We start from the raw sequence: 12412 nt of genomic DNA on the forward strand, positions 1-12412 counted from the left end.
GTACCTCGGGGAAGGGGACGACGGGCGACGGAAAGGGGACGGGTACGGCCCTCACTCGCCGTAGGCGAGCATCAACTTCTCCTTCGACTCGTCATTGCCACTCAGCCGTGTGGTCGAGATGTAGAACCGTCCGTCGGCCCAGTCGATCGACTTGCTGAAGAAGCTGTTCTCGATGCTCGCGACGCTCTGCGGGTTCCGCATCAGCTCGGCCGGCTGGTGGTCGCCGCCGCCGACGGGGATGGCCACGACCCGCCCGCCCGCGTCGTACGACGGGTCGACGTAGGCGATGAGCTTGCCGCCCTCGACCTTCACCGGCTGCATGGGCTCCTCGGCCGGGGACTTGACCCGCCACTGCTCCTTGCCGTCGTCGAGGCCGATGGCGACGATCTCGTTGGCCCCGGTGGCCGCCTTGGTCGGCAGGTAAAGGGTGTTCGCGTCGACGACGACGCCCTCACAGCCCTGGAGGTCGCGCGCGAGGACGGCCCAGCCGCAGCCGGGGGCGAAGTCCTCGTCGACGGTGACCTGGGAGCGGAACTTCCCGCTGCCGGTGAAGGCGGAGATGTTCCAGGCCTTCTTGTCCTCGTTGGTGCTGTAGACGACCACCGGGTCGACGGAGTAGGCGCGCTCGATGCGCCACCCCTTGTCGAACTTCCGCGTCCACTTCACCTTGCCGGTCTTCGGGTCGAGCTCCTGGAGCTCGTCGTGCTCGTTGGCGCCGCCGGCGCCGCAGGACGCGACCTGGAGCAGCCGCTCACCGCCCGCGAAGGCGGCGGGGAAGCAGGGGGCGTCGCCGTACTTCTTCGCGTCGAACAGTTTCTTGCCGCTGGTCATGTCGTACGCCGTGCCGGACTGCGAGCGGCCCACCATCAGCGTGTTGCCGGTGAGGGTCATCTCGATGGAGAGCACGGAGTCGAACAGCGCGCCGTCGGCGACCTCCTGCTTCCAGCCCTTCTCGCCGGTGTCGAGGTCGACGAGCTGGAGCTGGTTGCACTTGGCGCGGTCGCTGCTGCCGCTCATGTGGGCGATGACGACCTTGTTGTCGGACGTCGCCTCCTGCGTGACCGCGCAGATCTTCTGCGGGAAGGCGAGGGTGTCCCAGGTGAGCTTCCCGTCGCCGACGTCGTAGGCGAAGAGCTCCTTGTAGGCGGCCTTCACGGCCGTCTTGTCGGTGACCCACATGCCGGGGGCGTCGGCGCCGGAACCGGGCGCGTCGGGCGCCTCCTTGTACCAGAGCACCTTGGACTCACCGGCCTGGCGGCCCGTGTTGAGGTCCTCCGGGTCCTCGCCGCCGTCGCCGCTGCCGTCGCCCGGATTGACCGGGGCGCCGGAGCTGCCGCCCGGCTCGGGGTCGTCGGTCTGCCGGGCGACGGGCTTCTCGTCCTTCTCGCCGTCGTCACCGGAGACGGCCCACACGGTGCCGCCGATCACCAGCAGCGCGGCCACGGCGGCGCCGATGACCATGGCGGGCTTGCCCTTGAAGGGGTTGCGGGAGCCGGACCCGCCGGGCGGCGGCGTGCCGGGCGCCCCGGGGAACTGCGGCTGCGTCGGGTACCCGTACCCGGGCTGCCCGTAGGGCCCCGGCTGCTGCGGCTGACCGTAGGGCCCGGAGGCGTACGGTCCGGAGTTGTACGGCCCCGGCTGCTGCGGATACCCGTATCCGGGCCGCGGCGGACCCTGCGGAGGCGGAGGAGGCGTCTGCGGAGCCCCGAAACCACCCCCCGGCGGCGGATCCTGCGGCGCTCCGAAACCACCCTGCGGTGGCGGATCCTGCGGCGCTCCGAAACCACCCTGCGGCGGCTGGTTGGGCGGCTGAGTCATCAGCGCGTTCCCCCTTACTCACTGATTTTTAGCCACGCCCTGAGGTACGCGATGAACCCAGAGTCGTCTTCAGACGTTTCTCAGACTGGCCCCTTTGTATCACCCGGTACCGACAGGCCACCGGGCCGCGCCCTCCCCTGTTCCCAAGGGAGAACCGGCCCGTGATGCCCCTGTTACGCGCCTTCACGCGCCCTTCACGCCACGCGCGCCCCCGGCGCGCGGAGGGCGGGGCGGCTCAGGCGTCCTCGGCCAGTTCCAGCCAGCGCAGCTCCAGCTCGTCCCGCTGTCCGGCCAGCTCCCGCAGCTCGGCGTCGAGTTCGGCCACCTTCGCGAAGTCGGTGGCGTGCTCGGCGATGGCCGCGTGCAGCTTGGTCTCCTTCTCGGAGACCTTGTCGAGCTGGCGCTCGATCTTCTGCAGCTCCTTCTTGGCGGCGCGCTGATCGGCGGCGCTCTTCTCCGGGGCGGAGCCCTGGGGCGCCGCGGCCGGAGCGGAGGCCGCGGCAGCGGCGGCGGCCTCCTCCATCCGCTTGCGCCGCTCCAGGTACTCGTCGATCCCGCGCGGCAGCATCCGCAGGGCGCCGTCGCCGAGGAGGGCGAACACCCGGTCGGTGGTGCGCTCGACGAAGAACCGGTCGTGGGAGATGACGATCATCGAGCCGGGCCAGCCGTCGAGGACGTCCTCGAGCTGGGTGAGGGTCTCGATGTCGAGGTCGTTGGTGGGCTCGTCGAGGAAGAGGACGTTGGGTTCGTCCATCAGCAGCCGCAGCAGCTGCAGCCGCCGCCGCTCACCACCGGACAGGTCCCCGACCGGCGTCCACTGCTTCTCCTTGCTGAACCCGAACGTCTCGCACAGCTGTCCGGCGGTCATCTCGCGCCCCTTGCCGAGGTCGACGCGCTCGCGCACCTGCTGCACGGCCTGGAGCACCCGCCAGGTGGGGTCGAGCTCGGCGACCTCCTGGGAGAGGTAGGCGAGCTTGACCGTCTTGCCGACCCGGACGTGGCCCCCCGCGGGCTGCGCCTCCCCCTCGCTCCGGGCCGCCTCGGCGAGCGCCCGCAGCAGGGACGTCTTGCCCGCCCCGTTGACCCCGACCAGACCGATGCGGTCGCCGGGGCCGAGCTGCCAGGTGACGTGCTTGAGCAGCACCTTGGGCCCGGCCTGGACGGTGACGTCCTCCAGGTCGAACACCGTCTTGCCGAGCCGCGAGGAGGCGAACTTCATCAGCTCGCTGCTGTCACGCGGCGGGGGGACGTCCTTGATCAGCTCGTTGGCGGCCTCCACGCGGAAGCGCGGCTTGGACGTGCGCGCGGGGGCGCCGCGCCGCAGCCAGGCCAGCTCCTTGCGGACCAGGTTCTGCCGCTTGACCTCCTCGGTGGCGGCGATCCGTTCGCGCTCCGCGCGGGCGAAGACGTAGTCGGAGTAACCGCCCTCGTACTCGTACACGTCACCGCGCTGCACGTCCCACATGCGGGTGCAGACCTGGTCGAGGAACCAGCGGTCGTGGGTGACGCAGACGAGCGCGGACCGGCGGGTCCGCAGATGCTGGGCGAGCCAGGCGATGCCCTCGACGTCGAGGTGGTTCGTCGGCTCGTCGAGGACGATCAGGTCCTGCTCCTCGATGAGCAGCTTGGCGAGCGCGATGCGCCTGCGCTCACCGCCGGACAGCGGCCCGATGACGGTGTCCAGGCCCTTGGGGAACCCCGGCAGGTCCAGTCCGCCGAACAGCCCGGTCAGTACGTCCCTGACCTTGGCGTTCCCCGCCCACTCGTGGTCGGCCATGTCACCGATGACCTCGTGCCGGACGGTGGCGGCCGGGTCGAGGGAGTCGTGCTGGGTGAGCACCCCGAGCCGCAGCCCGCCGGAGTGCGTCACCCGCCCGGTGTCGGCCTCCTCCAGCCGGGCCAGCATCCGGATGAGGGTGGTCTTGCCGTCCCCGTTGCGCCCCACCACCCCGATCCGGTCCCCTTCGGAGACGCCGAGGGAAATCCCGTCGAGCAACGCGCGCGTGCCGTACACCTTGCTGACGTTCTCGACATTGACCAGATTGACGGCCATTTCTCTCCTGCCCGGTGGATCGATCAGCTTTCAAGCGTAGGGCCTTCCGGCCGGCGGTCGACGCGCCGGAAGATCGTCACTCTTTGTGATGACGTGATCGGAAACGGACGGCTACCGTAGGGAACAGGCAGCAGGATCCCGTCCATGGGAGGAACCATGACCGCCGAGTCCGTAGAGCACCGCGTCCAGTGGCCGGTGCCACCGCTGGACGGCTATACCGTGGACGACCTGTTCACGCTGCCGGATCTCCCGCCGCACACCGAGCTGATCGACGGGAGCCTGGTTTTCGTGAGTCCGCAGCGCCGTTTCCATTTTCTTGCGATCGACCTCTTGTTCAACGGACTGCGTAGCTCTCTCGGCCCGGAGTTCAGTGTCGAGCGGGAGATGACCGTCGTTCTCGACAAGCGCAACGGTCCCGAACCGGATGTCAGCGTGGTGCGGGCCGACGCGGTCACCGGGCTGGACCAGACCAGTTTCAAGGCCGAAGACGTCCTGCTCGCCGTGGAGGTCGTCTCACCCGAGTCGGAGTCCCGCGACCGTACGACCAAACCGCACAAGTACGCCCTCGCGGGAATCCCCCACTACTGGCGTGTCGAACCGGACGGAACCACCGGCCGTCCCCTCGTCCACGTCTACGAGCTCGACCCGATGACACAGTCCTACGTGCACATGGGCTGGCACCGCGACCGGGTCAAGGTCGACAAGCCTTCCGCCATCGCCATCGACCTGGGCCCGGTCGAAACGCGGCCCTGAGCGCTTCAGACGATCGTCGCGCCCGGCACGGGACCTGCCGCCGTACGCACCATGCGGCAGGTGCCGGAGGCCCGCAGCGCACCCGCGATCTCCTCCGCCGCTTCCGCGTCCCGCGCCAGGAACGCCGTGGTCGGCCCCGACCCCGACACCAGCGAGACCGGCGCCCCCGCCGCACGCCCCGCCGCGAGCGTGTCCGCCAGCTCCGGGAACAGCGACAGCGCCGCCGGCTGGAGGTCGTTGGAGACGGTGGCGGCGAGCGCGTCGGCGTCGCCCTTGGCCAGGGCGTCGAGCAGTTCCCGCGAGGCGACCGGCTCCGGGATCTCCCGCCCCTCCCCCAGCCGGTCGAACTCCCGGAACACCGCCGGCGTCGACAGCCCCCGCGAGGCCATCGCGAACACCCAGTGGAAGGCGCCGCCGACCTCCAGCTCCGTCAGCCTCTCGCCCCGCCCGGTACCGAGCGCCGCCCCTCCCACCAGGCTGAACGGCACATCGCTGCCCAGCTCGGCGCAGATGTCGAGGAGCTCCTCGCGCGAGGCGCCCGTCCCCCACAGCGCGTCGCACGCGAGCAGCGCCCCCGCGCCGTCCGCGCTGCCGCCGGCCATGCCACCGGCGACGGGGATGTCCTTGGCGATGTGGAGGTGGACGTCCGCGTCACGGCCGTACCGCTCGGCGAGCAGCAGGGCCGCCCGGGCGGCGAGGTTCGTACGGTCGAGCGGGACCTGCTCGGCGTCGGGGCCGGCGCAGGTCACCCGCAGCCCGTCGGCCGCCGTGACGGTGACCTCGTCGTACAGGCCCACCGCGAGGAAGACGTTGGCCAGGTCGTGGTAGCCGTCGGGGCGGGCGGCGCCGACCGCGAGCTGGACGTTGACCTTGGCGGGGACGCGGACGGTGACGCTCACTGCTGACCCTGCTCCTTGTTCCCGGCGTTCCCGGCGTTCCCGGCGTTCTCGGCGATGCGCGCGAACTCCTCGACGGTCAGGGACTCCCCGCGGGCCTGCGGCGACACCCCGGCGGCGACCAGGGCGGCCTCCGCGGCGGCCGCCGACCCCGCCCACCCGGCGAGCGCGGCCCGCAGCGTCTTGCGGCGCTGGGCGAAGGCCGCGTCCACGACGGCGAACACCTCGCGCCGGGAGGCGGTGGTCTTCAGCGGCTCCGCGCGGCGCACCAGCGAGACCAGCCCGCTGTCGACGTTCGGCGCGGGCCAGAAGACGTTCCGTCCGATGGCCCCGGCCCGCTTGACCTCCGCGTACCAGTTGGCCTTGACCGAGGGCACGCCGTACACCTTCGAGCCGGGTGCGGCGGCGAGCCGGTCGGCGACCTCGGACTGGACCATGACGAGGGTGCGCTCGATGCCGGGGAAGCTTTCGAGCATGTGCAGCAGCACCGGGACGGCCACGTTGTAGGGCAGGTTCGCGACCAGGGCGGTCGGGGCGGGCCCGGGCAGCTCGGTGACGTGCATCGCGTCGGAGTGGACCAGCGCGAACCGCTCGGCCCGCCCGGGCATGCGGGCGGCGACGGTGGCGGGCAGCGCGGCGGCGAGGACGTCGTCGATCTCCACGGCGGTGACCCGGTCGGCGGCCTCGAGGAGCGCCAGCGTGAGCGAGCCGAGCCCCGGGCCGACCTCGACGACCACGTCGTCGGGGCGGACCCCGGCGGTGCGCACGATACGGCGCACCGTGTTGGCGTCGATGACGAAGTTCTGGCCGCGCTGCTTGGTGGGCCGTACGCCGAGGGCGGCCGCCAGTTCACGGACGTCGGCGGGGCCCAGGAGGGCGTCGGGGGTGGGGCTGGTCACGGGACAAGGGTACGGGGCGCGGGGACCGGGCAGGTCACGCCTGTGGACAACCGAAGGCGCGGGCCGTGTTCGCCCCGAGGGCGGCGGCGAGGGTGTCCTCGTCGACGCCCCGTACGGCCGCCATGGCGCGCACGGTCACCGGCACCAGATAGGGGGCGTTCGGCCGCCCGCGGTACGGCGCCGGGGTCAGGAACGGCGCGTCGGTCTCCACCAGGACCAGCTCCAGCGGGGCCACGGCGAGCGCGTCCCGCAGGTTCTGCGCGTTCTTGAAGGTGACGTTGCCGGCGAACGACATGTAGTACCCGGCGCTCGCGCAGATCTCCGCCATCTCGGCGTCCCCGGAGTAGCAGTGGAAGACGGTGCGCTCGGGGGCGCCCTCCTCCTTCAGCACGCGCAGGACGTCGGCGTGGGCGTCGCGGTCGTGGATGACGAGGGTCTTGCCGTGCCGCTTGGCGATCTCTATGTGGGCGCGGAAGGACCGCTCCTGCGCCTCCCTGCCCTCCGGCCCGGTGCGGAAGTGGTCGAGGCCCGTCTCGCCGACGCCCTTGACCTGGGGCAGCGCGGCCAGCCGGTCGATCTCGGCGAGCGCCTCGTCCAGTCCCGCGTCCCCGCCGGGCCTGCGGGCGCCCTGCCGGGACCAACCGTCCGGGTCCCCGTGGACGATGCGCGGGGCCTCGTTGGGGTGCAGCGCGACCGTCGCGTGGACGGCGTCGTACGCGGCCGCCGTGTCCGCCGCCCACCGGGACCCCTCGAGGTCGCAGCCGACCTGCACGACCGTCGTCACACCCACCGACGCGGCCTTGGCGAGAGCCTCCTCCACGGTGCCGGACTGCATGTCGAGGTGGGTGTGCGAGTCCGCGACCGGCACCCGCAGGGGCTCCGGGAGCGGCGGGGCGGCGTTCTTGTCGGACGTGTCGGGGGCGTTCGAAGACATGCCCCCGATCCTACGGAAGCGGCGCGGACGTCAGCTCGGCCTTCCGCGCGGAGGCGACCCGGCCCGGCCGCAGGATGCGCACCACGTGACCGTCGCAGTTCCGGCAGGTCGGCCGGTTCAGCGGGGAGGGGACGACCCGGCCGTCCGCCACGTACAGCACGAAGGCGTGGCCGTCGGCGTCGGTGTGGTGCTCTATCTCGTACGACTGCTCCCAGCCGTACCCGCAGCGCATGCAGGCGAACGCGTACGACTCCTCGACGACGGCGCTGGCGCCCGCGCGCAGCGCGGCCCGCCCGGTGATCTCGGTCATCCCGGCTCCTGTCGGTCCGCTGGAAGGGCGGCTTTGCCCCGGCTCCCAGTGGACCGCCGCGGGCCCGCGAGCACAGGAGGGGCGGCCGAGTATTGGCGGCGTCTTGGCCGTTCCTTACCGGAGTGCCCCGAGCCCTTTACCGCCCCGTGGGCGCGACCGGCCCCGCCCGTGACCGTCGGCCGGCGACGCCCCGGTCCCTCGACGGCGTCGGCCGGCCGCTCAGCCGAGATCGCGCTTGGCGCGCACCACCGCGTCGAACACCCGCCGCTTGGGAACCCCCGCCTCCACGGCCACCGCCGCGATCGCCTCCTTGCGCCGCTCCCCGGCTTCCTCCCGCACCCGCACCCGCCGCACCAGTTCGGCGTCGTCGATCTCCTCGGCCCCCTTCTCCGGCGCCCCCTCGACCACCACCGTGATCTCCCCGCGCACGCCCTCCGCCGCCCACGCGGCCAGCTCCGCCAGCGGACCGCGCTTGATCTCCTCGTACGTCTTGGTCAGCTCCCGGCAGACGGCGGCCCGCCGCTCCCCGCCGAAGACCTCGGCCATCGCGGCGAGGGTGTCGTCGAGGCGGTGCGGGGCCTCGAAGTAGACGAGGGTGCGCCGCTCGTCGGCGACCTCGCGCAGCCGTCCCAGCCGCTCGCCGGCCTTCCGGGGCAGGAACCCCTCGAAGCAGAACCGGTCCACGGGCAGCCCGGACAGGGCGAGCGCGGTGAGCACCGCGGACGGCCCCGGCACCGCGGTGACCTTGACGTCCCGTTCGACGGCCGCCGCGACCAGCCGGTAGCCGGGGTCGGACACGGACGGCATCCCGGCGTCCGTCACCAGCAGCACGCGCGCGCCGCCCGCCAGTTCCTCGACCAGTTCGGGCGTGCGGGCGGACTCGTTGCCCTCGAAGTACGACACGACCCGCCCCTTGGGGGTGACGCCGAGCGCCTGGGTGAGGCGCCGCAGCCGACGCGTGTCCTCGGCGGCGACGACGTCGGCGCCCGCCAGTTCCTCCGCGAGCCGGGGCGGGGCGTCGGAGATGTCGCCGATGGGGGTGCCTGCGAGTACGAGGATTCCGGTCACTCCCCCATCCTCCCAGGACCGGACGGAGCCGGGGCATACCGGCCATGCGCGGGACTCGCACAGTCCTGTTCCCTACGATGGCGCGGTGACCAGTACCGCGTCCTCCACGGACATCCGGCAGGACCAGGCGCCGCACGAAGAGCGGTCGTCGTGGCAGCAGCGGCTGCGCCGTTTCGGCTACCCGGCGCCGGGTCCGGCCAGAGGTGACGCCCGCGGGGCCGACGTCCGTGAGGGCGACGTCCGCGACCGCCTGGCGCCGCCGTACACGGAGCCGTCGAAGCGGCTGTGGGACACGCTCGGGGTGCCGCCGGTGCTCGCGGGGCGCATCGCCCGCTGGTCGGGGTGGGGAGGCCCGCTCCTGGTCACGCTGCTGGCGGGGGTGCTCCGGTTCTGGAACCTGGGCAGCCCGAAGGCGGTGATATTCGACGAGACGTACTACGCCAAGGACGCGTGGGCGCTGGTCCACCGCGGGTTCGAGGTCAACTGGGACAAGAACGCCAACGACCTGATCCTCTCGGGCGGCGCCGTCCCCGTCCCGACGGACGCGGCGTACGTCGTGCATCCGCCGGTCGGCAAGTACGTGATCGGGCTGGGCGAGCTGATCTTCGGCTTCGACCCGTTCGGCTGGCGGTTCATGACGGCCCTGCTCGGCACCCTCTCCGTGCTGATGCTGTGCCGGATCGGCCGGCGCCTGTTCCGCTCCACGTTCCTCGGCTGTCTCGCGGGCGCGCTGATGGCGGTGGACGGGCTGCACTTCGTGATGAGCCGGACCTCGCTGCTCGACGGCGTGCTGATGTTCTTCGTGCTGGCGGCGTTCGGCTGTCTGGTGGTCGACCGGGACCGGGCGCGGGAGAGGCTCGCCGCCGCGCTGCCGGTGGACCCGGACGGCCGGGTCCGGCCGGACGCGTACGCCGCCGAGAACGCCCGGATCGGTTTCCGTCCCTGGCGCCTGGCGGCGGGCCTGATGCTGGGCCTGGCGATCGGCACGAAGTGGAACGGCCTCTACATCATGGCCGCGTTCTGTGTGATGGCGGTGCTGTGGGACGTCGGCGCGCGCAGGGTGGCGGGCGCCCGGCGCCCCCGGGTGGCGGTGCTGCGGCGCGACCTGGGCTGGGCGTTCCTGTCGACCGTGCCGGTGGCGGTGGTCACCTACTTCGCCTCCTGGATCGGCTGGATCCTCTCCCCGGCCGACGGCACCGGCGGCTACTACCGCGACTGGGCGGCCAAGGACGGCAAGGACAGCGCCTGGTCGTGGCTGCTGCCCGACTGGTGGCGCAGCCTGTGGCACTACGAGAACCAGGTCTACGACTTCCACGTCGGCCTGTCCTCGCCGCACCCCTACGAGTCCAACCCGTGGAGCTGGATCGTCACCGGCCGCCCGGTCTCCTACTTCTACGAGTCCCCGGCCCCCGGCATGGACGGCTGCCCGGTCGACGCGGGCGAGAAGTGCGCCCACGAGGTGCTGGCCCTCGGCACCCCGATGCTGTGGTGGACGGCCTGCTTCGCGATCCTGTACGTCCTGTGGCGCTGGCTGCTGCGCCGCGACTGGCGGGCCGGCGCGATCGCCTGCGGCATCGCGGCCGGCTACGCGCCCTGGTTCCTGTACCAGGAACGGACGATCTTCTTCTTCTACGCCGTCGTCTTCGTCCCCTTCCTCTGCCTGGCCGTGGCGATGCTCCTGGGCGCCCTCGTCGGCCCACCCCGCTCCACCGACACCCGCCGCGTCGCGGGCGCGACGGCGGCGGGTGTACTGACCCTGCTGATCGTCTGGAACTTCATCTACTTCTGGCCCATCTACACCGGCACCCCGATCCCGATCGAGGACTGGCGGGCGCGGATGTGGCTGGACACCTGGGTTTGAGCCGTTCCGGCCGATGGACGGATCTCTGTTCGGACAACAAACGGACACAGTCGGCCCGGTCGTCACTCCCTGCGCATAGAGTGCTCACTCACCGGGCTTTTTGAACACGTTCATAAGGCGTGGGAGGTCCGGCGGAGGGGGAGCGTCCGATGGGCAAGGGGGTCAAGACCGCTGTCGTCGGCGGTGTGTTCGCGGTGATGGTGGGCGGGGCCGGGTACGGCGTCTACAACATCGTGTCGGCCGTGAACGGCGACGGGGGGAGCGGCGCGAGCGCCGCGGCGACGAAGAAGACCGGGCCGCCGGACAAGGTGGAGGTCGAGGAGACCACCAGGAGTTTCCTCGCGGCCTGGGAGAAGGGAGAGGCGTCGCAGGCGGCGTCGTACACGAACAACGCGCAGGAGGCCGGCGCGCTGCTGACGGCGTACGGCGACGAGGCCCGCGTGGGCGACGTCGAGATAACTCCCGGTACGGCCGCCGGCGCCACCGTGCCGTTCACGGTGGAGGCGACCGTCTCGTACGACGGGAAGTCGAAGGCGCTCAGCTACAAGAGCGAGCTGACCGTCGTGCGCGGGAAGACCACCGGGCGGGCGCTGGTCGACTGGGAGCCGTCCGTCGTCCACCCCGATCTGGAGAAGGGCGACACCCTCGTCACCGAGGAGTCCGCGCAGCCGCCCATCGAGGCGGTGGACCGCGACGGCACGGTGCTGACGAAGGAGGAGTACCCCTCGCTCGGGCCGGTCCTGGACACCCTGCGCCAGAAGTACGGCGAGCAGGCGGGCGGCACCCCCGGCGTCGAGCTGGTGATCAGGCACGCCGAGGGCACGACGGGCGAGCCGGCCGCCGACACCCCGCTGCTGACCCTCGCCGAGGGCGAGCCGGGCAAGCTGCGCACCACCCTCAGCGCCGGGGCGCAGGAGGCGGCCGAGAAGGCGGTGCGGCAGTACGCCAAGTCGTCGGTGGTGGCGGTCAAGCCGAGCACGGGCGAGGTGCTGGCGGTGGCCAACCACCGCGACGACGGGTTCAACGCGGCCTTCCAGGGCCAGGTCGCCCCCGGCTCCACCATGAAGATCATCACCGCCGCCATGCTCATCGACAACGGCGTGACCTCGATGAACGGCCCGGCGCCCTGCCCGCCCACCGCGACCTGGCAGAGCCAGACCTTCAAGAACCTCACCGACATGGAGCCGAACGAGGGCGCCAGCCTCGCCAACAGCTTCCTGCGCTCCTGCAACACCGCCTTCATCAAGCTCATCGACGAGGAGCCGCTCAGCGACGCCTCGCTCACCCAGGAGGCGCAGGAGCGGTTCGGGCTCGGCCGCGACGACTGGAAGACCGGCATCGCCTCCTTCGACGGCAGCGTCCCCGCCGTCGCCGGCCCGGACCGCGCGGCGAACGCCATCGGCCAGGGCCAGGTGCAGATGAACCCGCTGAACATGGCCTCCGTAACGGCCACCGCCATCACCGGCGCCTTCCGCCAGCCGTACCTGGTCTCCCCCGACCTCGACGGCCGGCGGTTCGCGCAGGCCAAGGGGCTCCCGGCGGGCACCGCCGCCCAGCTCAAGCAGATGATGCGGCTCACCGCCACCCAGGGCACCGCCCGGGAGGCCATGGCGGGGCTCGGCGGCGACATCGGCGCGAAGACCGGTTCCGCCGAGGTCGACGGCAAGGCCACCTCCGACAGCTGGTTCACCGGCTTCCGCGACGACGTGGCGGCGGCGGCCATGGCCCAGCAGGGCGGCCACGGCGGCGACGCGGCCGGTCCGATTGTCGCAGCCGTGCTACGAGCGGCCGGCTGACCGCGCCGGGCCCGGGACGGGACT

At 72.1% G+C, this 12412-nt stretch carries 10 protein-coding genes; 3 read left to right on the top strand and 7 right to left on the bottom strand.

Annotation, left to right across the window (positions count from 1 at the left end; genetic code table 11):
- Nucleotides 1-51: 51 nt before the first annotated feature.
- Complete coding sequence (locus ADK41_RS21245; protein WP_030821790.1) at nt 52-1818, bottom strand: PQQ-binding-like beta-propeller repeat protein; 1767 nt, start codon at nt 1816-1818, stop codon at nt 52-54.
- A gap of 235 nt (nt 1819-2053) precedes the next feature.
- Nucleotides 2054-3871, bottom strand: a complete 1818-nt coding sequence (locus tag ADK41_RS21250; RefSeq protein WP_030821792.1) for an ABC-F family ATP-binding cassette domain-containing protein — start codon at nt 3869-3871, stop codon at nt 2054-2056.
- A gap of 156 nt (nt 3872-4027) precedes the next feature.
- On the opposite strand from ADK41_RS21250, the gene ADK41_RS21255 reads away from it, so the two are divergent.
- Nucleotides 4028-4624, top strand: coding sequence for a Uma2 family endonuclease (locus ADK41_RS21255; protein ID WP_030821794.1), 597 nt, complete (start codon nt 4028-4030; stop codon nt 4622-4624).
- A gap of 5 nt (nt 4625-4629) precedes the next feature.
- Here the strand turns inward: ADK41_RS21255 and ADK41_RS21260 are convergent, their stop codons facing one another.
- From ADK41_RS21260 to rsmI, 5 genes are all read right to left on the bottom strand, one after another.
- On the bottom strand, nt 4630-5523 hold the full coding sequence (locus ADK41_RS21260; RefSeq protein WP_030821796.1) for a 4-(cytidine 5'-diphospho)-2-C-methyl-D-erythritol kinase: 894 nt from the start codon (nt 5521-5523) through the stop codon (nt 4630-4632).
- Nucleotides 5520-6419, bottom strand: a complete 900-nt coding sequence (gene rsmA, locus ADK41_RS21265; RefSeq protein ID WP_030821798.1) for a 16S rRNA (adenine(1518)-N(6)/adenine(1519)-N(6))-dimethyltransferase RsmA — start codon at nt 6417-6419, stop codon at nt 5520-5522. Before rsmA ends, ADK41_RS21260 begins: the two co-directional genes overlap by 4 nt.
- A gap of 34 nt (nt 6420-6453) precedes the next feature.
- Nucleotides 6454-7353, bottom strand: a complete 900-nt coding sequence (locus tag ADK41_RS21270; RefSeq protein ID WP_030821800.1) for a TatD family hydrolase — start codon at nt 7351-7353, stop codon at nt 6454-6456.
- Between the two features lie 10 nt (nt 7354-7363).
- The gene (locus ADK41_RS21275) at nt 7364-7663 is read right to left on the bottom strand and encodes a hypothetical protein (protein ID WP_051843024.1); all 300 of its coding nucleotides are present in this window, start codon (nt 7661-7663) and stop codon (nt 7364-7366) included.
- Between the two features lie 219 nt (nt 7664-7882).
- Nucleotides 7883-8731, bottom strand: a complete 849-nt coding sequence (rsmI, locus tag ADK41_RS21280) for a 16S rRNA (cytidine(1402)-2'-O)-methyltransferase (RefSeq protein WP_030821804.1) — start codon at nt 8729-8731, stop codon at nt 7883-7885.
- 85 nt (nt 8732-8816) lie between these two features.
- On the opposite strand from rsmI, the gene ADK41_RS21285 reads away from it, so the two are divergent.
- Both ADK41_RS21285 and ADK41_RS21290 read left to right on the top strand, forming a co-directional pair.
- Complete coding sequence (locus ADK41_RS21285) at nt 8817-10592, top strand: dolichyl-phosphate-mannose--protein mannosyltransferase (RefSeq protein ID WP_030821807.1); 1776 nt, start codon at nt 8817-8819, stop codon at nt 10590-10592.
- Nucleotides 10593-10741: 149 nt separating this feature from the next.
- Entirely contained in the window at nt 10742-12388 is a 1647-nt protein-coding gene (locus ADK41_RS21290; RefSeq protein WP_030821810.1) for a penicillin-binding transpeptidase domain-containing protein, read from the top strand.
- Nucleotides 12389-12412 lie beyond the last annotated feature (24 nt).

The sequence above is a fragment of the Streptomyces caelestis genome (genome assembly GCF_001279005.1).
In the GTDB taxonomy this organism is placed as follows: domain Bacteria; phylum Actinomycetota; class Actinomycetes; order Streptomycetales; family Streptomycetaceae; genus Streptomyces; species Streptomyces heliomycini.